21 protein-coding genes and 1 riboswitch are annotated in these 23147 nt (G+C 53.6%); of the genes, 6 read left to right on the top strand and 15 right to left on the bottom strand.

The window, feature by feature from the left end; genetic code table 11:
• Nucleotides 1-5 precede the first annotated feature (5 nt).
• From HRQ63_RS22990 to HRQ63_RS22960, 7 genes are all read right to left on the bottom strand, one after another.
• Nucleotides 6-2000: a helix-hairpin-helix domain-containing protein gene (locus tag HRQ63_RS22990; RefSeq protein ID WP_172247492.1), complete on the bottom strand. Its 1995-nt coding sequence runs from the start codon at nt 1998-2000 to the stop codon at nt 6-8.
• The gene (locus HRQ63_RS22985) at nt 1997-2785 is read right to left on the bottom strand and encodes a PP2C family serine/threonine-protein phosphatase (protein WP_172247491.1); all 789 of its coding nucleotides are present in this window, start codon (nt 2783-2785) and stop codon (nt 1997-1999) included. Before HRQ63_RS22985 ends, HRQ63_RS22990 begins: the two co-directional genes overlap by 4 nt.
• Nucleotides 2785-3456, bottom strand: coding sequence for a vWA domain-containing protein (locus tag HRQ63_RS22980; RefSeq protein WP_172247490.1), 672 nt, complete (start codon nt 3454-3456; stop codon nt 2785-2787). Before HRQ63_RS22980 ends, HRQ63_RS22985 begins: the two co-directional genes overlap by 1 nt.
• 46 nt (nt 3457-3502) lie before the next feature.
• Complete coding sequence (locus tag HRQ63_RS22975) at nt 3503-4255, bottom strand: pseudouridine synthase (RefSeq protein ID WP_172247489.1); 753 nt, start codon at nt 4253-4255, stop codon at nt 3503-3505.
• A 183-nt stretch (nt 4256-4438) separates the two neighbouring features.
• Entirely contained in the window at nt 4439-4717 is a 279-nt protein-coding gene (locus HRQ63_RS22970) for a NifU N-terminal domain-containing protein (protein WP_371873212.1), read from the bottom strand.
• Between the two features lie 96 nt (nt 4718-4813).
• Complete coding sequence (locus HRQ63_RS22965) at nt 4814-5311, bottom strand: CYTH domain-containing protein (protein ID WP_172247488.1); 498 nt, start codon at nt 5309-5311, stop codon at nt 4814-4816.
• 197 nt (nt 5312-5508) lie between these two features.
• Nucleotides 5509-5664: an aspartyl-phosphate phosphatase Spo0E family protein gene (locus tag HRQ63_RS22960; RefSeq protein ID WP_172247487.1), complete on the bottom strand. Its 156-nt coding sequence runs from the start codon at nt 5662-5664 to the stop codon at nt 5509-5511.
• 430 nt (nt 5665-6094) lie between these two features.
• A riboswitch (cyclic di-AMP (ydaO/yuaA leader) is annotated at nt 6095-6232 on the top strand.
• 1 nt (nt 6233) lies between these two features.
• On the opposite strand from HRQ63_RS22960, the gene HRQ63_RS22955 reads away from it, so the two are divergent.
• Entirely contained in the window at nt 6234-6704 is a 471-nt protein-coding gene (locus tag HRQ63_RS22955) for a C40 family peptidase (protein ID WP_172247486.1), read from the top strand.
• A gap of 421 nt (nt 6705-7125) precedes the next feature.
• On the top strand, nt 7126-8841 hold the full coding sequence (locus HRQ63_RS22950; protein ID WP_172247485.1) for an ABC transporter ATP-binding protein: 1716 nt from the start codon (nt 7126-7128) through the stop codon (nt 8839-8841).
• A 327-nt stretch (nt 8842-9168) separates the two neighbouring features.
• Here HRQ63_RS22950 and HRQ63_RS22945 read toward each other — a convergent pair whose 3' ends face one another.
• Complete coding sequence (locus tag HRQ63_RS22945) at nt 9169-10881, bottom strand: methyl-accepting chemotaxis protein (protein WP_172247484.1); 1713 nt, start codon at nt 10879-10881, stop codon at nt 9169-9171.
• 270 nt (nt 10882-11151) lie between these two features.
• On the opposite strand from HRQ63_RS22945, the gene HRQ63_RS22940 reads away from it, so the two are divergent.
• The 4 genes from HRQ63_RS22940 (at nt 11152) to HRQ63_RS22925 (ending at nt 16729) form a co-directional block, all read left to right on the top strand.
• Nucleotides 11152-12870: a cellulase family glycosylhydrolase gene (locus HRQ63_RS22940; RefSeq protein WP_172247483.1), complete on the top strand. Its 1719-nt coding sequence runs from the start codon at nt 11152-11154 to the stop codon at nt 12868-12870.
• A gap of 153 nt (nt 12871-13023) precedes the next feature.
• Nucleotides 13024-14133: an aminopeptidase gene (locus tag HRQ63_RS22935; RefSeq protein ID WP_172247482.1), complete on the top strand. Its 1110-nt coding sequence runs from the start codon at nt 13024-13026 to the stop codon at nt 14131-14133.
• 271 nt (nt 14134-14404) lie between these two features.
• On the top strand, nt 14405-16099 hold the full coding sequence (locus HRQ63_RS22930; RefSeq protein ID WP_172247481.1) for a cellulase family glycosylhydrolase: 1695 nt from the start codon (nt 14405-14407) through the stop codon (nt 16097-16099).
• 219 nt (nt 16100-16318) lie between these two features.
• Complete coding sequence (locus tag HRQ63_RS22925; protein ID WP_172247480.1) at nt 16319-16729, top strand: DoxX family protein; 411 nt, start codon at nt 16319-16321, stop codon at nt 16727-16729.
• A gap of 49 nt (nt 16730-16778) precedes the next feature.
• Here the strand turns inward: HRQ63_RS22925 and HRQ63_RS22920 are convergent, their stop codons facing one another.
• The 7 genes from HRQ63_RS22920 to HRQ63_RS22890 all read right to left on the bottom strand — a co-directional run bounded on the left by HRQ63_RS22920 (nt 16779) and on the right by HRQ63_RS22890 (nt 23110).
• The gene (locus tag HRQ63_RS22920; protein WP_172247479.1) at nt 16779-17393 is read right to left on the bottom strand and encodes a DUF2087 domain-containing protein; all 615 of its coding nucleotides are present in this window, start codon (nt 17391-17393) and stop codon (nt 16779-16781) included.
• Between the two features lie 37 nt (nt 17394-17430).
• On the bottom strand, nt 17431-18069 hold the full coding sequence (locus HRQ63_RS22915) for a histidine phosphatase family protein (protein WP_172247478.1): 639 nt from the start codon (nt 18067-18069) through the stop codon (nt 17431-17433).
• Nucleotides 18070-18234: 165 nt separating this feature from the next.
• A complete protein-coding gene (locus HRQ63_RS22910; RefSeq protein ID WP_172247477.1) occupies nt 18235-19644 on the bottom strand; it encodes an MFS transporter in 1410 nt (469 codons plus the stop codon).
• Nucleotides 19645-19664: 20 nt separating this feature from the next.
• Entirely contained in the window at nt 19665-19970 is a 306-nt protein-coding gene (locus HRQ63_RS22905) for a DUF2087 domain-containing protein (RefSeq protein WP_172247526.1), read from the bottom strand.
• 232 nt (nt 19971-20202) lie between these two features.
• Entirely contained in the window at nt 20203-21075 is an 873-nt protein-coding gene (locus HRQ63_RS22900) for a hypothetical protein (protein WP_172247476.1), read from the bottom strand.
• Between the two features lie 107 nt (nt 21076-21182).
• Entirely contained in the window at nt 21183-22553 is a 1371-nt protein-coding gene (locus HRQ63_RS22895; RefSeq protein WP_172247475.1) for a hypothetical protein, read from the bottom strand.
• A 5-nt stretch (nt 22554-22558) separates the two neighbouring features.
• Nucleotides 22559-23110 (bottom strand): RNA polymerase sigma factor, encoded by a 552-nt coding sequence (locus HRQ63_RS22890; protein WP_172247474.1) that lies wholly within the window; start codon nt 23108-23110, stop codon nt 22559-22561.
• Nucleotides 23111-23147: the final 37 nt, after the last annotated feature.

Here is a 23147-nt window from a genome sequence, read left to right as displayed (position 1 = left end):
TTCGTCTATAACACATTAACGTCCAACTCGGCTTGGGCCAATGCGCGCGCCGTTCCCCCGGCTTCTCTAAGGGCGGCTTCCTGCCGGGAACGAATGCCCGCCGAGAGACGCGCCAATTCCGAAGCTCCGAGACTAAGCCTGCGCTCCAAGTCGCGCGTGCGAGCTTCGACTGTCCGCTCGACCGCGAGTATTTCGGCTTGGGGAACTTTACCGACCGTCGGATCGAATACGAATCGGCGTTCGATCCGATCGCGCCAAGCGAGCAGCATCCGGGTATTGGCCGGACCGAAGCCCGGAACGCGTGCCAGACGGTGCGTCTCGACCTCGAGCGCCGTCTCGATTCCGAACAAGGCGAGAGAAGCTTTACGACCCGGTCCGATCCCGTCGAGCTGAGCTTGTTCGATCCGATGGCGGCGCAAATGGAACTGCATCTGGCCGCTGCGCTGCTTGGCTTCGAGACGACGCAGTTCCGTCGCCTTGAACACTTCCAAATCCATATACTCGCGCTTTGCCTGTTCCAATTCTCGCAACTTGCCCGCGAATGGCGCAAGGCGGCTGGCTTCCGCGTAGCGGAGGGATAATTCGTTCCAGCGCTCGCGCAGCCGATCGCGCTCCTCGCTGCGCGCGGAACGCAGCGAACGGCGACCGACGCCGGCAATCAACAAAAGCAGATTGACGCCGACCAATCCGCCAGCCGTAATCATCCAAAAGCCCGGCAGGAAAATCCATACCCCTGCCGCCGATAACAAAGACGCCAACGAGAACGCGCCGCGCCATTTGCGCCTTCTCAGATAAGCAGCGACCGGAGCCGAAGGTTCTGCCGCAAGCGTCGAAGGCTCGGGCAGCGTCCGAGCCGGAGCCGGAGTCTGTACACGTTGGATTTGTGCCCAGATCTGATGCAGTTGGAAGCCGGCGGCCGAATCAGCCGCAATGCCTGAACCGGTTCCACCCATGCTTCCAGCCTGTGAAGCCATACGTTGCGCGGAGTCCGCCGGTCGGAATAAGAGTCCGCCGGTAGCGGCTTCCATCGCACACCACGGGCAAGCCTTCGCCTGCGCAGGATATTGATGGGCGGGATTACGGGAACAAGGCATCAGACCGCCGCTCATGTCTTGCAAAGCAGCGATCCATTCTTGCGCGTCAGGCCTGCGCGTCATGGACTCCTGCGCGAAAGCACGCTCGAACAATGCCTGTACGGCAGGCGGAAGAACTTGCAGCGGCAGTGCTCCGGGGGGCGGTTGCATTTGTCTCGCGGCCGAAGAAGAACCGTAAGCAAAACGGAATTCGCGAATGGCTCGTTCGATCGGCATATCGCCTGTTCCCGAATATTTGCCGGCAAAAGGATGACGCCCCATGAATAGCAGCATGAAGATAAATACGGCCAGTCCGAAATTATCGTGATTGCGGCTGCGCACGACGCCTCGGAAAGACGTTACGCCCTGAAGCTCCGGCGGCATATACATCGGAATCCCCACGTCGCAGCCGAATCGAGCGCCTCCGGACTGCACCTGAAAGCTATCGCAATCCAGCATCAGAATCGTAGCCTGATCGGTCACGTAAAAGTTGCTGTGATTGATATCTCCCACTACATGCCCGGCTTCGTGCACAGCTGCAAAAGCGCGCGCCAAGTTAGCCGCGGTATGTACCAAGAACGAATAGCCCGCCTGCGGAAACTCCGTCAATCTTGTTTTGGGCCCATACAGCTTGTGAATCTCCTGTCCGCTCAGGCACGGCATCAAAAACCCGACCACTCGCCGGCCGGCATCGCGCATCACATCAACCGGCCAAACCGTAAAGCGAAGCAAGCGCTCCGTCTTCAGTCGAACCATCGCTTCGATCTTATCCTGTTTTTCTTTGGATAGCGGCTTATGATATAACTTGGCAACGAGATCGGAACGACCTTCGATCTCGAACACCGAACCTTCGCCGCCTCGACCCAACTCCCGACCGAAACGAACCTCCGCGCCGCTTCCATTTACGATCCGGGCCGCCCGCTTCATGATCGTTCTTCCCGAGCGTCGATCCGGGTTGCCAGCACCAAAGTTTTGTCGTCATCCGTGCGCTCGTTTACCCGCCCGGAATCAAGAAACCCGCGAAGCGAATCATCATAACGATTATCCTGCGCCGTTTCCAACTTTCTTAGCACCGAGAAGAAGGGGCGGAAAAAAGGCTCGTAAGCCGTTTTCGTCTGATAATGCAGCGCCAAACGCTGAAGCCCGTCCGTAAATACGGCGACCTCTTTGCAGGAACGACCGACATGTACGCTATGCTGCAAAAATTTCTTTGCGCTGCTTTGCGTCGCGAAATACGTCGTATTTTCATATTCGCCTTGCTGAGGCCAGAATTCCCACATGTAGACACCCTCCTTCTCCGAGCATACGATTGCGCCGTCTCCGATCTGAACGAACACTGCCGTCTCTCCGCTGATTACAGCCGCCAAGAACGTGCAGGCAAATTCGCGGGAACGACAGCCTGCCTTCGCCGCCCGGGTTCGCACCGCTCGCTGGAAACGACCGAGCCAAGTTTCGCAAAACTCGCGGCTCAGCTCTTCAACGCTTCCTCCGTTCTTCAGGTGACGCTCGACCGCGTCCGCAAACATCGAACAAGCCAGTTCCGATCCGACGTCCGAGCGCGAAGCGCTGCCTGCGCCGTCCGACGCAGCAGCAAGCAGCACTTCTTCTCCCTTACAATCGATAAACGTTCGACAAACGGAAGAGTCCTGGCAAGGTTTATCCGTCTTCACATGCGAGGTACCGCGCACGGATGCATTTGCATGCCGCCACATCAGATCAGTGCCCAGCCTTCGGGCGATGCCGGATTCTCCAAACGAATCTGATCGCCGGGCGTCGAATGCGAGACCGAATTGAGCGAGTTCGACAACCAGGAGAACAGATCGGCAAAACGCAAACCTTTAAGCTTCAAAGGCGCGCGCGTCGCAATCTGGTTCAATACGTTCATATCCGCATTCTCGACGCCGACCGCGAAAAACATAAACGACTTCGACGCTTCGCCTTCGCGAACGAGCGCGGCCGCACGCTGCCAATCGTCGGTCGGCGCGCCGTCGGTAATCAGGAAAATCCACGGACGGTAATAGGAAATTCCGTTTTGCTTATATACATTTTTGCGTTCTTCGAGCATCGAGACCGCTTTTTCGATCGCTGCGCCCATCGGCGTATTGCCGCTGGCAGTCAGCATCGGCGGATAAAAGTCATCCGGCGTTCCGAAATCGGAAGTCGCCTGCACGGGTCCAAAGCTGACCACGGCCAATTCCACGCGTTTAACCGACATGCTATCGGTCATCAGCTCTTCTTTAAACGAGGAGAGCCCGCGGTTCAGCTCATTGATCGGCTGCCCGCTCATCGAATACGAAGTGTCCAGCAATAAAATGCAGGGACATCTCGGCTCGGGATTTTCCGCAAATTCCGCGGCAAACGGTATCTGGTCGAATTCAAACATCGAAAGCAGCCCCTTCACTTCTGTAATTGTAGCCTTTTTCACCACTTTACCACGTATCGCCTACTTTGCGGCAGGTTATCTTGTCGGGAAGTGACGCAGAGAATACTTCTCCGTCCAGCGCTGCCAACAATCCTTGCAGCTCTTCCGCCTTCAAATCGCGCCGCTGCCCGATTTCCAAACTGCCCAATTGGATATTCATGATCCGCTCTCGCCGCAGTTCCAGCACCCGATAGCCCAGCTCTTTGCACATGCGCCGAATCTGACGGTTCAATCCCTGCGTAAGCACGATGCCGAAAACCCGCTCCGCGATGCGGTAAGTCCGGCACGGAAGAGTCACCGTATTCATAATCTCCACGCCTGCCGCCATCCGCTCCAGAAACTCCGCGGTAACCGGCTTATCCACCGTGACCACGTACTCCTTCTCGTGCCCGTGCTCCGCCCGCATCATGTGATTGACGATGCTTCCGTCATTGGTGAGCAAAATCAAGCCTTCCGAATCCTTGTCCAGCCGTCCGATCGGAAAAATACGCACCGGATAATTCACGTAATCCGCAATATTCCCCGCAACGCCTTTCGCATGCGTGCAGACGATGCCTCTAGGCTTATTGAGCGCCAGATAAACGGGAGCTTCTTTCCGCGGAATAGGTTGTCCGTCGATCTTTACCTCATCGCCGACTTCCACTTCCGCTCCGGCTGCGCACGTCTCTCCATTAATCGTGATTCGCCCGGCAGCAATCAGTCGATCCGTTTCCCTGCGCGAACAGTACCCGGTCTCGCTAATGTACTTATTGATGCGCATCCGCCTTACCAACTTTCTAATGTTTCTTCTTATTATAGTAATAACCGCCGCTTGCCTTCTTAACTCCTTATTCCTTAAAAAGCGAAAGCGCCCCTATGAAGGAGCGCTTGTTGTTCGAATGATCCTAATTTGAAAGAGAAGCTTAGGCGCTGCCCTCAATAAATAGGATTTTCGAGAAAAAGTTTACTCGTAAACTTGATTAAATGCTTCCTCAACCTGAGGAATGATGTCATCCCAACTTGCGTCAGGAAGCTTACTTACTGTAACAAAATCGCGCATGCCGAAAATGTTGTCCACGCCGTCGATCGCGACGAGCGCCGCCGCAAGCGCATGGTCCGTAGCTTCTCCGGCTTTGACGGATGTGCTTTTCGGACCTTCGAAAAGAACGGAATCCGCTCCGATCCGGACCGAATTGGGATTAGGCGTCTGTTGAATATGAATTTGAACTGCGATGATCCTCACCTCTTTCAAAAGTATGATTGCCCATCTGATATGGATTGGCTTCATTGTAACATAGGCGTGCAGGCCGATGCAGCGATCGTATCCGTGAAATGTGCATCAAGCTCGATTTTGCAGCTCTTTCCATACCTTTTTATTACTATACTCGCGCTTCGAACTGATATCTTCGCCGAACCAATCCGGAGGCACGAAAGATTCCGCGTCCTCCATCGAATCGAATTCAACCTCGGCTACGGTCAGGTTCAATTGATCGTAGCGATCCAACTCGACCGTCAGACCCTGCCACTCTCCGGTTGTGCGCGTTTTGGTTAACGGTACGGCACCCGAAGCCCGGAAAAGCTGCTCGTAAATGCTCTCGGTAATGGAATATTCGATCTCCTCCCGGCTCATTCCGTTGCCTTGTTTAAAGGTATGCGTATATTCGACCGCACCCGTATCTTCGTCCACCAATCGACGTACACGAACCTCCTGCTGCTCATCGAGTGCCAGATACGTCTGATCGATCCGATGCTGCGAAAGGCGGTTGAACGCGCCCTCGGCGATCAGTTCTTCCGGCGTGCGATCCAACAAAAACTTGCGTTCTATTTCCGTTGCCATATGAAAATCCTCCTTTGCGGCCTGCTTCATTCTTTAAAGTTTGCGTACCCTCCCAGTATACTCCGAAAGCTTGCAGCCCCGGAAGCGGCCGGCCGGAACCGGAAAAACAAAAAAAGCGTGCGGGGAACATGCACGCGAAGAACCGGGGGATATTCAATAACTCAGCAAGCGTTTGCATGAAAAGCCGATCAAAAGGTTTACCTGCTTTTCTGGCGTTCGTACTCGTTCAACCATTCGTCCAGTTTTTGCGACTGCACCAGAACCCTCTCATCCAAAAATCCAAACTCGTCTGCTAATTGATGAAGAATTACCCGCTGGCGTTCCATCTCGTTTTGAATATCCTGGCTGTTCATCGCTACGCCCTCCCACGCTCGAATCCTCCATAAATTAAAATCGGCAAATCAGCGCTTCCCCGAGAGATAAATCTTAAAATTTTATCCGAATTTTTTCGCAAAATCCCTTTTCGAATCGTTTAGACTTGCCGAAGAAATAAAAGGCGCGTTCTTCGTCGCCGCTGCGCAAAAGTTACATTTTCCGATTCCGCTTTCGTTTTTCTTTCGCATCGTAAGAATTCTTTTATCATACATGAAGTTGTAGAATTTGGGCAAAACTTGAATCGTTTCGACTCAATTGTAACAAATTCGCACGTTTTTCCTAGTCTTAATTACAAATTTGTCACTTGTGTTTCATTTTGAGGCTGTTATAATCATGCGGTGTCGGGAAGTTTCGCGAAGGGTTTGACAAATCAGCAGGCAATAAGGTAGAGTATCAATAGTTACAAAATATTAATAAATGCCGAATTTCTTTTGCAAGAAAACGGGGGAACCATTGCGGGTGAATTATTCTTGTTCCAGAGGGAGTATAGGGAAATTCCTACCACCGAACCCTTAGCTAACTCCGTAGGCATCAGGGGGAAAAATTTTTGAAGAAGCTCGTTATTTCCGTATTGGGTGCAGCAATCGTATTTACATCCGGGGCAGCAAGTACATATGCCGCCAGCTCCAATCCGATCAATTCCGCAGTCAGTCAAGTATCGGGAACGCCTTACAAATACGGCGGTACAACCACAGCAGGTTTCGATTGTTCCGGATTCACCCGGTACATCTTCGACAAATTCGGCGTGACCCTCGCCCGCACGGCGGCAAGCCAAGCGCAGCAAGGCACAACGGTATCCAAATCCAATCTTCGTGTCGGCGATCTTGTTTTCTTCAATACGACGGGACGCGGCATTTCCCATGTGGGATTTTATGTAGGTAACGGCAAATTCGCTAACTCGTCCAGCAGCAAAGGCGTCAGCATCGCAAGCCTGTCCAACTCGTATTGGGCTAACCGTTATGTCACTGCCAAGCGCGTCACCAGCGAATGGACATACGGACAAATGACGGATAGCTAATTTCAACGAAAATTTCAACCTTTCCATTTACCCGTTCCTTTCGGCGCATGAGCCGGGGAACGGGTTTTATCGTTTCCGGGAACCTTTTGTTATCTATAAGACGCGCGGGGTTCGGATTTAGTTGCATGTTCGCGAAATTTTTTTTATTTTTTTTCGCGCGCCGAATCTGGTATAGTGAACCTAACTTTTCTAAACGGGGTGAATCGGAGAATGTTCTGCCGCATCGTTCGAAGTAACTGAATTTCGGGCCGGATCAAAACGCGTACCGGCTATCAAGGGGGTAGTGGGTCTTTCGGGCCGCTCTGCCCGGTACCTTGTCTCGAATTCAGTTACTTGCTCGACGTTCGGCGGTCATTCTCTTTTTGCTGCGCCTTTTTTTCGGCTCGTGGCGTCCCATCCTGTTTCGAAAGGCGGCTTTGCCATGTTAAAATCTTCTGTTTTCGCGTTCAAAAAATTAATTCTTCTATATATAGGGCTCGGTTTCGCTTTGCAATTCTTCAGCGCGTACGGCGTCCGGACCTTTCAACGCTTGTTGGATTCCGTCTCCGCGTTAGCGGGGCTCGGTGAGCTTCGCGGACTGCTGATCCTGTACGGAGCCCTGCTAGCGGCGTGCGCGGTTCTCAATTACGTGCTGGAATATCCGGAGACGGCTCTTCCCAAAGGCATCGCCGAACGGCTCAAGCTGCTGGCGCTCGGCCGCATTTCCCGCATGGATTACCGTGCTTACGGCAATCTCGGAACCGGTGAGCTGATCCAGACCATCGATAACGGCGCGCGGGCCGGATCAGGCATCGTGCACGGATTCTGCCTGCGCATTTTCTCCGAGCTTTTGCCGACATTGGTGTTCAGCATGCTTTTCATCGGCCTGTACAGTCCTCGAATCATGTGGGTTATCGCAGGCGGTTACCTGATCGTCTTCCTTTTGACGCGTCTGCTGCTCCGGTTTCTTTATTCGGTCAAAGAATCCCTGTTGATCAGCCAGGAAAAGCTGTCCCGTTATTCGGTGCGCGGCTTTATGGAGCTGGTCGTATTTCGACTGAACCGCCGGTACAAACGGGAAATCGAGAAGCTGACGGGAACCGCGGAAGACATCGTGCGCAAAAACGTACAAATCCGCATGATCCACGAATCTTTTTTTGCCTTGTTCGAATTGTTGGTCATCGCGGTCAAGATTGCGGTGCTGGCGATCGGAATCACGGATATCGCCGCGGGACGTTCCACCATCGGGATTACGCTGGCGCTTCTGCTGCTGATCGACAAAGTGTATTCGCCTATCGCCATTTTCAACGTGATCTACGTCGACTATAAGCTGGATCGGCTCGCCTACGACCGTTTCGAGCGTCATATGGATGCGCCTTCGGACTCCAATCTGGAACAAGGGGTCGACGTTGCGCGGATCAAAGGCGAGATCGTTTTTGAAAAGGTTTCTTTCGGCTATGGAGGCGATCAGCCTAACCTTTTGCGGAACGTCTCCTTTTCGCTGCCCGCGGGTTCGTCGACCGCTATCGTGGGACTCAGCGGCAGCGGGAAGTCGACTTTGGTCAAACTGCTGCTGGGCCTGCTCAAAAAAAATTCCGGCCGTTTGACGATCGACGGGACAGACATCGACGGGATAAAACTGGACAGCTTGTATGCGCATCTTTCCTACATTTCGCAGGATGCTCCGGTGTTCGACGATACGCTGCGGGGGAATCTGGCGTTCGACGAGGCGATCGAAGACGCGCAGCTGTACGAGGTGCTGGACGACGCGCTGCTGGGCGATCAGGTACGCAGTTTGCCCCAAGGACTCGACACGCCCGTGGGCGAACGCGGCATGAAGCTGTCCGGCGGGGAGAAACAGCGACTGGCCTTTGCCCGCGTGCTGGCGCAAAGCCGCGATATGGTTGTGCTCGACGAGCCTGTCTCGGCACTGGACAATATCAGCGAACGGCGGATCATGGAGACGGTGTCGGAGCGGTTTCGCGGGCGGACGCTCATTGTCGTGGCCCATCGTCTGCACGCGATTCGGCAGGTGGACCGGATTCTGCTGATGCGCGGAGGCGAGTTGGTCGATCAAGGGAGATTCGAGGAGCTGCTGGAACGCAGCGCTTATTTCCGGGAGTTGTGGAGTAAGGACGGGGAAAGTCCTATTCGTTAGGGAAGCTTGAGGGCGGAGGGAGAAATTACCAGCATAGGCTTCCGAAGTGCATTTCTTCGAAATGCTTCACAAGACGCTGTCTCTCTCGGAAAAGTTGAATTAGATTTAAATAAGGAGTTTTCCGAGTTCAAAGGCCAACATTTTCATATATGTTACCGCAGGTTTTCTTCGAAAACCTGTATTTCACTGAATTTCTCCCTCCGCTTGTCGCTTATCTAGCGAAGGACCGTTTACCGTTCGATAGATAGGTCCGAAGGATAGAAAAAAGCTTCCGGCAGCAGCCGGAAGCTTTTTTCTTTTGCCCGATCAATCGATCAACGGTTACGCTTAAATCTTGAACTTCTCCACGATCTGCGACAGCGAATCCGCCATGTCGTTCAACTTGGCCGACGTGTTTTCCATCTCCATCATCGACGCGGACTGCTCTTCGCTCATCGCGGATACTTCCTGCGTGAGCGCGGCCATTTCTTCGGTCACGCGCGTGATTTCGGTCACCGATTCGCCGACGCTTTGCGAGCCTTGGGACATTTGTTCGACGTTGGCCGCGACTTCGGCCACCTGGGCGCTGAGCGAACCGATCCGCTCGACGATCGATTCGAACGAGCTTCCCGCTTCGCCCAGCGATGCGACGCCGTGCTCCACGCTGCCGGTGCTGGATTCGACCAGCTCCACGATATCGCGGATGCCGGACGTCATGGCCGTAATGATCCGGCTGATCTCGCCCGTCGAACGCGACGACTGGTCGGCCAACTTGCGAATTTCCGACGCGACGACGCTGAAGCCGAGACCGTGCTCTCCCGCGCGGGCCGCTTCGATCGCGGCGTTCAGCGCCAACAGATTGGTTTGGCTGGACGTCTCGGAAATGTAGCCGGTAATCGACAGCACTTCGTTCGAGCGCTCCGCCAGTTCCGAGACGCTGCCCCGGATCGACGAGAAGGCGTCGGCGACGCTTTGCACTTCTTCCACGCTATGCTTAATGCGGTATTCCCCGTCCGCCGCCATGCTCTGCGTCTGTTGCGCCAATCCCGCGACTTCCGCGGCGGCTTCGGCTACCTGCTCCAGTCCCGCGATCGTTTCTTTCATGACGGCGGTAATGTCTTCCGTTTGCACGACCTGCCGCTCCGAGCCTTCCGCCACGCGCTGGATCGACGTCGTGACTTCTTTTACGGCTCGCGAATTTTCCTGCGCGCCTTGGCGCAGCGAAGACGAAGCGCCGGCCAACTGTACCGTATTGTTTTTCAGATCGCGAATCATATCCTGCAAACTGACCAGCAGCAGGTTGGTCGCTTCGCCCAGGTCTTTGACTTCGTCGTTGCTGCGGACTTCGATCCGTTTGGTCAGATCTCCTCCCGAAGAAGCGATGTCGCCGATCGTGGCGGTAACGGATTTGAGGCTGCGCGCGATTCTCGAAGAAGTGAACCACGCCAGAAGCAGCGCCGCGATCACCACGACGGCGAGCAGCACGAACAGAAGATTTTTCAAGGTCTGATTGCTGTTATGCAAATCGTCGACGCGCTGGGTCGTCAAATTCTTTTCCGTAGTCGCGAACGTATCCACCAGTTCCCGGAAAGCATCCATGTCCGCCTTACCCGGATCATCCACGAAAAATTGGTCCAGAGCCGCGGAATCGTCCGCCCGCTTCATCGCGATCGTGGCTTCGCCGGCGACCTGAATCCAGTCTTCGATCTTCGCTTTGATCTGGTCCAACTTGTCCTGCTGGGCCGGATTGTCCGAGACCAGCTGATACAGCGCTTCATAATTTTCGTCCCATTGCGTTTTGCCCGCATTGTACGGATCGAGGTATTTGTCCTCGCCCGTGATAATGAATCCGCGCTGCCCGGTTTCCATATCGACGGCATTTTTCGAGATCTGATTGATGCGTTCATGCACTTCCATATCATGACCCGCGATAAAATTCATTTCTTCTTCCAGTTTGTCGATTTGGCCGCGGACGACGAGAATCACCGCCGCCAGCGCCAATATGACGAGCAAATAACCGAGGCCGATTTTGGCTCCGATCGTGAATCTGACCTTTTTCATCTATGCTGCACGCTCCCTGTTGTAAATAAGTTCTATAAAATGATAAACGTATTCCAGTAATTTGTTTATCGGAAAAGCCTTTACGAAAATAAAGCCCCTTTATCAGATTTTCAATAAGCCGCTTTTTACATAGATCAAAACGACTTTTTCAAAAATATTTCTTTTCCCGATAACGTTTTATGTTCAGCGGTATGCTGTTCGGGTAAAGGATAAAGCGGTTACAAAATTTTGATTTTATGCCGCCCATTTCTACATACCAAGGAGGCTCACATGTTCAAAAAAAGCTTTAAGCCCGCTTTTTCCATGCTGCTTGCCGTCATCCTGCTCCTCCCATTGCTTCCGGCAGCGTCAGGTACGGTTTCCGCCGCGGAAAATCCGCCGAAGAGCAAAATGCAGACTTACGTGAACCAAATGCAGCCCGGCTGGAATCTCGGCAATACGCTGGACTCCGTAGGCGAAGACGAGACGGCCTGGGGCAATCCTCGCGTGACGAAGGAATTGATCAAGCAGATCTCCCGGCAAGGTTTTAACAGCATTCGGATTCCGGTGACTTGGGATAACCATATCGGACCCGCGCCCGAGTACAAAATCGATCCCGCTTATCTCGACCGCGTCGCGGAAGTCGTAGGTTGGGCACGCTCGGAGAATCTGTACGTGCTGATCAACGTTCACCACGATTCGTGGGTCTGGATCAGCAAAATGGAAACCAATCACGACGAGACGCTGGCCCGCTACAACGCGGTCTGGACGCAGGTCGCCGACAAGTTCAAAAACGAGTCCGACAAAGTCTCGTTCGAGAGCGTCAACGAGCCTCGCTTCACCGACGGCGGCACGACGGACGAAGCGGTCGCCCAAGCGATGCTGAATGAACTGAACCTCTCTTTCCACGAGATCGTTCGTAACTCCGGCGGCAAAAACGCGACTCGCCCGCTCATTCTGCCGACGCTCGAATCGTCGCCGTCGCAGGAGCGCATGGACGAGCTGTACAAAACGTTCGAGCAGCTGAAAGACGACAAAAACCTGATCGCGACCGTGCACTATTACGGTTACTGGCCGTTCAGCGTCAATATTGCAGGCACAACCACCTTCGACGACACGACGCGAAACGATATCATCACGACTTTCGACAATGTGTACGATACCTTCACCGCTCGCGGCATTCCGGTTATTCTAGGCGAATACGGACTGCTCGGCTTCGATAAGAATACCGATACGATCGAACAAGGCGAAAAGCTGAAGTTCTTCGAATTCCTGACCTATTATCTGAAAGAAAAGCATATCACCACGATGTGGTGGGACAACGGGCAGCACTTCAGCCGCACGCAGTATACCTGGTCCGATCCCGAACTGTACGAAATCATCCGCTCCGGTCAAAAGCAGCGTTCGTCCGTAGCCGAATCCGATCTGATTCAACTGCGAAAAGGCGAAGCCGTGACCGACAAAGTCGTGCAGCTTCAACTGAACGGCAACAAGCTGACCTCGCTCAAGGCGGACGGCAAACGTTTGACGAGAAACAAGGATTACAAGCTAAGCGGCGAGACGCTGACGATTCCGGCAGCGACGCTTGAGCGTTTGACGGCTTCGGGCGAGTTCGGCGTGAATGCCGTGCTGACCGCAGGCTTCACCAAAGGCCCGGATTGGAACTTCTATTTGACTGTCCACCAGACGCCCGTGTTGAGCGCAGCGACAAGCACGGACGCGGAATTCGCCATTCCGACCGTTTGGAACGGAGACAAGCTGGCGACGATGGAAGCCGTGTACGCGTCGGGCGGCAACGCCGGTCCGAACGACTGGACATCCTTCAAAGAATTCGAATCGACGTTTAGCCCGAATTACAGCGACGGAACCATCATCTTGCGCAAAGCTCTGCTTGATACATTCCGCGAGGGCGAAGCCGTGAAGCTGACGTTCTACTTCTGGAGCGGGGACAAGCTTACCTATACGGTTACGAAAAACGGAACAAGCATCAGCGGACAACCGACTTCGTAAGCTTTTGCGCAGTATGTACGCCGAATGATTCAGCCGCCCGATTCCGGATCTCCGGTTTCCTCGGGCGGCTTTCTTTTTACCGGAAGACAACAGGGTCTTTTTATTTTATGATGATACGAAGAGACGAACAGATGACCAGGAGGAACTTTTACCATGACCGATCCGCGATTACAACAACTTGCACGCACCGTCGTTCATTATTCGGCAAGCGTCCAACCCGGCGAAAAGGTGCTTATCCGAGCGCTCGACGTACGCGACTCCGCCGTTCTTGCTCCTTTTATCGACGAAATTCATGCGGCCGGAGGGCACGCTTTTATCGACTATACCGATTATGCCGTGAACCGGCGCATGATGCTGCATGGCACGGAAGAGCAGTTCCGCCTCGATGCCGCCATGAAGCTGGAGCAGATGCGGCAGATGGACGCGGTCGTCCTGATTCTCGGCGAAGACAATATTTCCGAATATGCGGACGTCCCGGCAGCCAAACGAGACGCGTTCCGCAAATGGTATCGTCCGGTTACGGATGAACAAACAAAGAAGAAATGGATTTTGTTCAACTATCCAACCAAGGCTTACGCGCAATTGGCCGAGATGAGCACGGAAAGTTACGCTCAGTTTCTATATGACACCTGCACCATGGACTATGGCCGGATGTCCGCAGCCATGGACCCGCTCACCGAGCTCATGACGAATACCGACCGCGTGCGCATCGTCGCGCCGGGCACGGATCTGAGTTTCTCTATTCAAAATATACCGGCCGTGAAATGCGACGGGAAAGTAAACTTGCCCGACGGCGAAGTCTATTCGGCTCCCGTCCGCGATTCGGTCGAAGGCACGATCGCCTTCAACACCCGTGCCTCCTACCTCGGCCAGAACTTCAGCGACGTCGCCTTCACGTTCGAAAAAGGACGCATCGTCGATTGCCGCAGCGACAACGATGCCAAGCTGAACGAACTGCTGAATACCGACGAAGGCGCGCGACATATCGGCGAATTCGCGATCGGCGTCAATCCGCATATCGACCGTATCATGAACGACATCGGCTTCGACGAAAAAATCAACGGCAGCATCCACTTCGCACTCGGCCAAGCTTACGAAAACGCCGACAACCAAAACCGTTCCGACATCCATTGGGACATCGTCTTGCTAATGAAACCCGAATACGGCGGCGGCGAAATCTACTTCGACGACACCTTGATCAGCAAAGACGGCCTCTTCGTCCTTGATTCCCTGAAAGGCCTGAACCCGGAAAACCTGATTTAAATCCCGTTGATTCAGCACCCTTTCCCGTCTCAACCCCGCCCACCAATATACGTAAAACCTCAATCCTCCGGAAGCTGTTCCTTAAACGAACAGCTTCTTTCTCTTCCCCGGCCCCAAGACGACACAAGCCAATTTTCATCCCCTCTAATTTCCATATGATTTTATAGCTGATTTTCGGGGTGTTTCCAAATTATTTAATATGATATTTTAGTATCAGCAAACGCTTACATTTACATTTTTGTTTACCCATTTTACGAAAAGGAGATTGATCATGAAAAAAAGATCCGTTAAACCGATCGCTGCACTGGCTCTGGCCGCGGTCCTGCTCTTGTCGCTGCTTCCGGTCTCTTCCGCGGCATCGGCCGCAGCTCCGCAAAGCGCGATGCAATCTTACGTCGAAGCCATGCAGCCCGGTTGGAACCTCGGTAATTCGCTCGATGCGGTAGGCGCCGACGAAACGGCTTGGGGCAATCCTCGCGTGACGAAGGAACTGATTCAGAAGATCGCGGCGCAAGGCTATAAAAGTATCCGGATTCCGGTAACCTGGGATGCTCATATCGGCAGCGCGCCGAATTATGCCATCGACTCGGCTTATATGAACCGGGTCAAAGAAGTCACGCAATGGGCGCTTGACGCCAATCTCTACGTCATGATCAACGTACACCACGACTCCTGGGTCTGGCTGAGCAAAATGGAAAACAATCGCGATCAGACGCTGGCCCGTTATAACGCGGCTTGGACGCAAATTGCAAGCGCCTTCAAAAACAGCCCCGACAAGCTGATGTTCGAAAGCGTGAACGAGCCTCGCTTCACGGACGGCGGCACGACGGACGAAGGCAAGCAGCAAGCGCTGCTCAACGAGCTGAACAATTCGTTCCATAATATCGTACGTTCTTCCGGCGGCGGCAATACGACCCGTCCGCTGGTCATCTCGACGCTGGAAGCTTCTCCTTCGCAGGAGCGCATGACGGCGACATACAACGCGATTTCCAAATGGAACGACAAAAATATTATCGCGACCGTCCACTACTACGGCTTCTGGCCGTTCAGCGTGAACATCGCCGGTTATACGACCTTCAATCAAGAAGTGCAAAACGACATCACCACAACCTTCGACAACGTCTACAACACTTTCGTGGCCAAAGGAATTCCGGTCATTGTCGGCGAATACGGCCTGCTAGGCTTCGACAAAAACACCGGAGTCATCGAACAAGGCGAGAAACTCAAATTCTTCGAATTCTTCGGACAATACCTGAAGCAGAAACAAATCGCGACCATGCTTTGGGACAATGGTCAGCATTTCAGCCGTACCCAGTACGCCTGGTCCGATGCCGATCTGTTCAATATGATCAAGGCAAGCTGGAGCGGACGCTCCGCAACGGCTTCCAGCGATCTGATCTACGTTAAAAAAGGCGCTTCCGCACAGGACAAGAATGTAACGCTCAACCTGAACGGACGCACCCTGTCTTCGCTGACGGTCAACGGCACGACGCTGCAATCCGGCACGGACTACACGCTGAGCGGAAGCAATCTGACGTTCAAAGCTTCCCGTCTGAGCCAACTCACCTCTTCCGGCAACCTGGGCAAAAGCGCCGTGATCACGGCCAAATTCAACGGCGGCGCGGATTGGAAGTTCAATGTCGTGCTGTACCAAACGCCGAAACTGTCGAACGCGAGCGGCACGACTTCCTCGTTCTCGATTCCGACGGCATTCAACGGCGATCAGCTGGCGACGATGGAAGCCGTGTACGCAAGCGGCGGCAGCGCCGGCCCGCAGAACTGGACTTCGTTCAAAGAATTCGAAACGGCTTTTAGCCCAACCGGCAATGCGATCAAGCTGCAACCGGCTTTCTTCAACGAAACGAATAACGGCACGGTCAAATTGACCTTCCACTTCTGGAGCGGCGAAAAAGTGACGTACACGATCAACAAAAACGGATCGAACGTAACAGGTACGGCTTCTTAAGCTCGGCAATTCGATCATGAAAAGAAAAGCGTAACGTTTCCGGCGGCATCGGCCGTTCGAAACCGTTACGCTTTTTTGCGAGGCTTGGCGTATGGCCGTCCATACAAGGGTAATAAAAAATAGCTTGCAGCATTTTCCATTCCATCAATCGAAGCCGCAACCCGTACCTTGTCAACGCTAAGGGTACCCGGCAACCCCATCTACGAGGAGCTGATCACGATGAACGACCGCAATCCCCCGACGACCGTCCCGCGCACGATCGGACGCATCCTGTTCGCGCTATTGTTCGTGGCGGCAGGCATTTATCACTTCCGGGAAACGATCGGATTCGCCGCCATGCTGCCCGACTTCGTTCCGCTGCGAAAATGGATCATCTGGATCTCCGGCGTAGCCGAATGGATCTTGGCAATCCTGCTGTTCGTGCCGCCGATCCGCAAAAAGATGGGCATTATTATCTCGATCTTCCTGATCGCGATCTTCCCGGCCAACATCTACTCCGCGATCATGAATATTCCTATGCCGGGCCAGCACTATACGCCGCCGATTTATCTGTGGCTCCGCCTGCTCGTGCAGCCGTTGTTCATCTGGTGGATCTGGTGGGCAACCTCGGTTCCGAAGGATAAGCGTTAAATAAAGCTTAAATGAAAAAGCTGCCGGGCAGCATAAGCCCGGCAGCTTCTTATTTCAACGTCTCCCAGCGCTCCCACAGCTCCGGCGGGTTCAGTTCGTAAATCCCGTCCTCGCGGAACATGTACTGGTGCATGATGAACTCCCGCCTTAACGTGGCAAAGTCTTCATGGAAGGTCTTGATGAACTCGTTAATCTCTTTTTCCTCGTACTTGCGCCCCGGCTCAAGCCGCTTGACCATGTCTTCGAGCACGATCAGCTTTTTCTTGAGCTGCGCCGGGATGCTTTTCAGACGCCCGTCCGACGCGACGAAGCTTTTCAGCACGGAGGCACGGGTCTTCTCCTGCTGCTCGGTGATCGCGGGATCGGCTTCGGCCGAAACTCCTTCCGCACCGTGACGATAGATCAGATCCGCCGTGGCCGAACCGCTGGTGCGAATAAAATAATCGTCCAGCGAAAAATAAATCGTATTTTTATCCCGCCGCTCCCGGATCAGGCTCGCTGCCCGAAGCTTGGTTGCGTGATGCGTAATGGTAGCGGGCGTGACGCTTAATCGTTGAGCCAACGCCTGCCCGTTCAATTCGCCTTCGCGAAGCAGGATCAACATTCGGATACGCGTGGGGTCGGCCAGCGCCTTGTGATACGCGACCAATTTCTCCAATTGCATGCCAACCGAACTCCTCTCGGATGGATTTGGTTACTCTTCAATTAGAGCATGAATCCGGCGAAGGAAGCAAGTTGGTCAGATGGCGCGTGTCAGCAAAACTTCCCAAGCGGTATTTTCCTTTTTCGACGATCAATTCCGTGACCGAGCATTCGGGAATCAACAGACTTTGGACAGCGATGAAATCGGGATTTACCGCATTCAATTGCTCAACATCCAGCATCAAAGCCAGGAAATCAGTGATCAATCCGCCGTGCGTAAAAAATGCGATCTCGCTGCCCGGAGCCTGGCGCTGTGCCCAATCTTGCAGCGCATCGCGCATTCGATTTGCGGCCTGCCTGGCCGAATCGCCGCCGCATGGCGGTGCGCGGTCCGGCTCGCGGGTGCAGCGTTCCCACACGGCAGCGAATTCTTCGAAAGTCTGACCCGGCACATCGCCCCAATTCATCCGTTCGCGCAGCCGCTTGTCTTCGAAAGGCCGAAGTCCGATCTCGCGAGACGACAATTCGGCGGTTTCCCGGGCTCGTCTCAACGGGCTTGCGACAATGGCCGATAATGGTCTCGATTTTAAAAAAGCGGCGGTGGCTTGCGCTTGCCGTACCCCTGCCGAAGTCAGCGGCACGTCGCCGCAGGCCGATTCTTTCAATCCGTGACGAACGAGCCAAAACGTAACGCTCATCTTTTTTTCTCCTCTCCGCGATCCCAGACGCGTGTGAGATCTACAATCGAAAAATGTTGCAGTTCTCCATCATTTGCAGCTTGATCAAGCCCTATTCAACGTTCGGCAGTCAAAATGATGGAGCCTTGCAACATTTCTGGCGAATTCGTCACGCCTCGCGCGAATCTAAGCGTCGCCCCCCGCGCAACCCGAGACTCCTGTTCCCGCCGATTCGCGTCCCTGCGGTTGACCTGGCGCCTCGTCATTCTTGCCGCCGGAAACCAAGGCCTGCGCATTCAATTGCTTTCGAAGCGGAAGCAGAACCAACGACGGCATGCAGGAAGCGACAATCAAAAGTCCTGCGATCAACCCGATGACTCTGGCAGGCAAATAGTCGAGCAAAACACCCGCCGCCAGCATCGAGACGCCCATCGAGACGTTGGATAGCGTCTCGTTCAGCGCAAAGGCGCGTCCGTGCACCTGCTGCGGCACGGCACGCATCATGAGCGTCGCCAGTGCCGTGTTGCCGACACCTCCGCCAAGCGTCGCAAGCAGAATACATGCTGCGCCCCAGACCAGATTCGGCGCGCCGCTAACCCCGATATGCGCCAATCCTTCTACGGCAGCGCCGAGAATGACCGCCTGCACCGGCCAACGTTTGAACGACGGAGCCAACATCCCGCCCAAAATAAAACCGATACCCAGCGAGCCGTACAAAACGCCGACCCCGCGATCGCCCGCGCCGAAGACCTGATACCCGTAAACGCTAATCAGCACATTGATCGCCCCGCCGCCGATCGGCCAAGCAATCGACTGGACCGCGACTACCTTCATCAAGGCGGAGCGGCGAAACGTTCGCCAGAATGCGGAAGGATCAGGTGCGTCTTTCCGTCGGGCAGCCTTCTTTTCGCGAAGCCGTCCATATAACCTTTTCCGAACCTTCTGCTTCTCCGCGTTCAAGGCGGTCGGCAAGGATGCCGTGGCGACGCTGTCGGCGCTCGTCGAATCTTCCGGCTGAGATTCATAAGGCATGCGCCAGACCCACAACCCTGAAACCAAAAACGTCGCCGCATTCAGCAGGAACGACCACTGCGGTCCGAACGCCGCGCTCGCCACGCCGCCAAGCATCGCTCCGAGCGTCATGTTCATGCCGCCCAACGTCTGGTCGAACGCGTTGGCGGCCTGAAGATTTTCGCCCCTTACGATCCTCGGAATAAGCGACTGCCGCGCGGGCAAAGACAGCGCCGAGAATACCACTAACCCGACCGTCGCGACATAAGCGATCCACACCCGATCCGGCGAATCCACCCATAGCAGGGACAAAGCCAGCATGATCCGCGAAAAGTCCGATACGATCAGGATCGCTTTTTTATTGCGTTGATCGGCGAGAATTCCTCCGACCGGGCCCATCACGAGAAAAGGAAGCGTTCTTGCCGCCAAGGTGATGCCGACCGCCATTCCCGAGCCCGTTAATTGAAGCAACAGGCTCAAAATCGCCACGCTGCTGAACCAATCGCCGATGCCGCTGACGAAGTTGGCAGCGGCAAGCTTGCGGTAGGCCGGTTCTTTTTTTAACAATCCAATCAGTTCGTTCATGCTTCCCTCCTGCTATCTGGCTAAGACAACTCCTCCCAGCGGCGTACGGCCGACCGGGCATTTCGCCTGTACACGTCATTTTCTCTGGTCATAAAGCCCTGCACGATGAATTCCCGGCGGATCGTGGCAAAATCTTCGTGGTACAAGCGGATATACGCATTGATCTCGCTTTCTTCGTATCCTCGTTCCATGTCCAACCGATCGACTAAGTGCTCCAACACGATCAACTTCTTTTTCAATTGGGACGGGATGCTTTTCAGTCGGCCTTCTTTGTCGAAAAAGTTCCGGATGGCGGAATTTTTTAACTTATGCTGCTGTTCAGACAAACGGATTAGGCTCGGAGAAATCGCTTGATTGGAATGTTCTTCTACCATCTTGTTTACCTCCTGGGTAGGGCAGATTGATCAAATCCGCCTTTTTAATTTAACAATTATCTAATTAGTCATTTGTTAAAATAGATCATAATAGCTGTCCTTATGTTTGTCAACGCAAAAAAAGCGCCAGCTGCATCGCAGCCAACGCTTTCTTCTGTTTTTTAACCTGTATGTCGTGCAGGGTTCACGCTTCCGGCAGCAGCATCCGCCAGAACTGCCAAGCGGCTGCGTATTCGTTCAGCTCATTGCGATTCTCCGCGGCACATTGGCCCATCCGGCAGTAGACGCGCAGCAGCGCTTCCTGCACCAGCCGCTCCTGATCCACGGCTTTCTCGTCCAGCAGCGAATAGGCTTCGAACAGCACTTCCAGCGACAAATCGTCCGGCGTCGAGCAGAAAGCCTGCACCAGATCGTACAGAACCGGACCCGCCGTCGGCTTCGATTCCAAAACGCCTGCAAGTTCTTTGTTTTGGAAAACGAAGCTCGATGCGTCCATGTTGCCGTGCAATAAGAATTTGCTTCCCGTATTCGCGAGCGGCTCGAGCAGCAATGCTACGCGTTCGCAATCTTCGGCGGGCTGCAAGCCGTTCAAATTTTCGCGTGCCTTCGACAGCTCGCGCTCGTTGAATTCGCTCCAGGACGAGCAAGGTTCGGTCAGGCGTCCCCATTTGCCTCCGGCTTCGTCCGCTTCGTAACGGTTCAGCAGCTCGGTCACGAGCAGCGGCAGCCAGACTTTTTTCGAACCGCGGCCTTCAGCGTCGTGTCCCGTCGTTCCCGCAACGTAAGGCTGAACCAGATACCCTTTGACCGGATCGGCGTACAGAATTTTCGGCAGCAAAGCGCTGTCCGGATAAGCTTTGTGCAGTTGCTCGGTCATCGCGACGTTCTCCGGCGTATCCATGCGCAGCGCGTACTTCGGCTTCCCGTCCGCCGTGAGCAGATACGTGCGCTTGCCTTCTTCGCCTTGCTCCGGCTTTTCCCGAAGTTCGACCGTTTCGATGATGCCTTTCATGAACAAATGCTGGATCGTAGCGTAAATGCGTGGTGCGAGTGTCATGCTTTCTTTTCCCCCTAATGCTTGGTTGCCTGTGTCTGTAGATAACTGATGTATTTTAACACGTAGAGGGAGGTTGGAAAAGGAATTTGTCTATGTTCACGCTTGTATTACTTCACAATGATGCTCTGACCGTTTAAGCTGACGGAGGTCACATCATTCACGGACAAGGGTTCAGAGGCGATCCATTTGACAGGACCTTCATCGTGTTGAATAAAACCAGAGGTCGCCGGAATTTCAGTGCCGTCTTTAAAATGGACTACTAAACCCAGCTTTTGTACGAGATCAGGATTTGTCCAGTCGATATTGTCAAAATTGCTGCCCTTTAATATGATCCCAAGCGGCGACACTTCGACCTCATGCACCTGTGCACCTTCCCAATCGAACTTTGTTTTGCCTTCAAGCTTCTTCGATACTTGTTCCAGATCAAAAGTCACTTCCCAATCCCCTTGGATCCATTCCTCATACTCGACAAAATAACCCTGAAGCTTCATCTCTTCAAGCTGCTCGATGCTCGAAATATCGAACACATACTCTTCATAATCTCCCGCCCGGCTCCCGTCAGCGTGTTTATAAAGTCCTCTCGATATAGAATATTCGTAATTCGTTTCTGCACTTGCTTCTTTTTCGGAAAAATAGAAGTAACCATGATTGTAAGCGGCCATCTTTCCCTCGCGATTTAATTGAATATGCAGCTTATCATCCACAAAACCTATGTTCGAAATCTTGATCCAATCCATTCCCGGTAAAGGCACGGACATCTTATTCAGAGGAAGTACATGCAGTTCGTCCGTTTCCTTTGCTTCGAGCATTTTCGGTCCGCCCATGCCTCCGACGCCGTCCAAATTTTTCAAAACCTCATGAGGCTGCGAAGGCTGCGATTTCAGCAAATGGGTTAGATCCAGCCGGGGATCATAATGTTCGTCCCTATGGGCTCCCCGCAAAAAAGAGGTGATTCGCAAGGTCATCCGATTTTGCATCTTTCCCGTAACCAAAAAGCGTACGGTTGCTTGTCCCGTTCGGGAATCATAATGAATAGTTTGCGCATTGTGTGAGGAAGCTCCTTCGACAAAGAAATCATAGATATCCAATGTAGGATCTATACGATGGCCGGCTTTATCCTGCAAACTCACATAAATTTCTGCCGCCTCTCCGTCTCGCACGGCTCCAAGCACATTCATTACGATTCCCTGATCCTCACTACTTTGATTGATCGATTTTAATAATCCCACTCGGTCTGCACCGATATACCCGAGAACGCGGCTAAGGTCGATCCAACCGGACGCATTGGCGGCTCCAGCTGCTACGACAAGTGCGAGCACGACTGACGCGGCAATTCCGGCTTTTCGACCTAAATTTCGTCTTGTTCGTTTAGATCGTACCGGTAATTCTGCAGTGACCAGACCCGCACGTTGATAAACATCTTGCTTAATACGTTTCAGGCTTTCTGCCGAAAATTCTGCTTCTTTTCTTGCACTCATAGATCCTACTCCTCTCCTCTTTGTTTCTTGATCCACCAATGCCTTAGTCTTTGCTTGGCTCTATACAATCGATTTTGCACCTGCCTGACGTCCAATGACATCATGTCGGAAATTTCTCCGGCTTTTTGTCCCTGGTAAAAACGTCGACGCACAATTTCCCGTTCCGGTTCGGGCAGTTCCTGTACAGCTTGTTTCAACGCTTCCGCTGCTTCTTCTCGTTCCAAAGCCTCTGCAATATTCTCGTTGTAAATGTCATTCTCGTGCAGCGAAAAAGTAGAGTCCCGGCTCAATTTACGGCAGCGGTCGATCGCTTTGTAACGGATCGCCGTCGCCAGATAGGTTTTCAGGCTTGCTTTTTCGGGATCGTAAGCCTCCGGCTTTTGCCACAATTCGAAAAAGACGTCCGCCGCGCATTCTTCGATCTCCTGCGCCGAATCGGTATGTAACACGGACTGCGCCACGGACCACAGCAGCCCGGCGTAAGCGTCCATGACCTGTTCCAAAGCCTGCGGTTCCCGCGCGATCAGCGCTTGCTGAATTTTTCGATCATCGATCACTGGCCGACCTCCTCTCCTGTTCCTTCATCATCGTGCT

This window comes from Saccharibacillus endophyticus, assembly GCF_013185185.1.
Lineage (GTDB): Bacteria > Bacillota > Bacilli > Paenibacillales > Paenibacillaceae > Saccharibacillus > Saccharibacillus endophyticus.
This window is presented reverse-complemented; position numbering and strand designations above follow the sequence as displayed.

What these genes read in the sequence shown, in the direction of transcription:
- HRQ63_RS22950 (WP_172247485.1), top strand. Translation starts at nt 7,126, where the DNA reads ATGTTAAAATCTTCTGTTTTCGCGTTCAAAAAATTAATTCTTCTATAT.
- HRQ63_RS22990 (WP_172247492.1), bottom strand. Translation starts at nt 2,000, where the DNA reads ATGAAGCGGGCGGCCCGGATCGTAAATGGAAGCGGCGCGGAGGTTCGT.
- HRQ63_RS22945 (WP_172247484.1), bottom strand. Translation starts at nt 10,881, where the DNA reads ATGAAAAAGGTCAGATTCACGATCGGAGCCAAAATCGGCCTCGGTTAT.
- HRQ63_RS22910 (WP_172247477.1), bottom strand. Translation starts at nt 19,644, where the DNA reads ATGAACGAACTGATTGGATTGTTAAAAAAAGAACCGGCCTACCGCAAG.
- HRQ63_RS22985 (WP_172247491.1), bottom strand. Translation starts at nt 2,785, where the DNA reads ATGTGGCGGCATGCAAATGCATCCGTGCGCGGTACCTCGCATGTGAAG.
- HRQ63_RS22915 (WP_172247478.1), bottom strand. Translation starts at nt 18,069, where the DNA reads ATGAGCGTTACGTTTTGGCTCGTTCGTCACGGATTGAAAGAATCGGCC.
- HRQ63_RS22965 (WP_172247488.1), bottom strand. Translation starts at nt 5,311, where the DNA reads ATGGCAACGGAAATAGAACGCAAGTTTTTGTTGGATCGCACGCCGGAA.
- HRQ63_RS22900 (WP_172247476.1), bottom strand. Translation starts at nt 21,075, where the DNA reads ATGACACTCGCACCACGCATTTACGCTACGATCCAGCATTTGTTCATG.
- HRQ63_RS22930 (WP_172247481.1), top strand. Translation starts at nt 14,405, where the DNA reads ATGAAAAAAAGATCCGTTAAACCGATCGCTGCACTGGCTCTGGCCGCG.
- HRQ63_RS22935 (WP_172247482.1), top strand. Translation starts at nt 13,024, where the DNA reads ATGACCGATCCGCGATTACAACAACTTGCACGCACCGTCGTTCATTAT.
- HRQ63_RS22960 (WP_172247487.1), bottom strand. Translation starts at nt 5,664, where the DNA reads ATGAACAGCCAGGATATTCAAAACGAGATGGAACGCCAGCGGGTAATT.
- HRQ63_RS22980 (WP_172247490.1), bottom strand. Translation starts at nt 3,456, where the DNA reads ATGTTTGAATTCGACCAGATACCGTTTGCCGCGGAATTTGCGGAAAAT.
- HRQ63_RS22895 (WP_172247475.1), bottom strand. Translation starts at nt 22,553, where the DNA reads ATGAGTGCAAGAAAAGAAGCAGAATTTTCGGCAGAAAGCCTGAAACGT.
- HRQ63_RS22920 (WP_172247479.1), bottom strand. Translation starts at nt 17,393, where the DNA reads ATGCAATTGGAGAAATTGGTCGCGTATCACAAGGCGCTGGCCGACCCC.
- HRQ63_RS22940 (WP_172247483.1), top strand. Translation starts at nt 11,152, where the DNA reads ATGTTCAAAAAAAGCTTTAAGCCCGCTTTTTCCATGCTGCTTGCCGTC.
- HRQ63_RS22975 (WP_172247489.1), bottom strand. Translation starts at nt 4,255, where the DNA reads ATGCGCATCAATAAGTACATTAGCGAGACCGGGTACTGTTCGCGCAGG.
- HRQ63_RS22925 (WP_172247480.1), top strand. Translation starts at nt 16,319, where the DNA reads ATGAACGACCGCAATCCCCCGACGACCGTCCCGCGCACGATCGGACGC.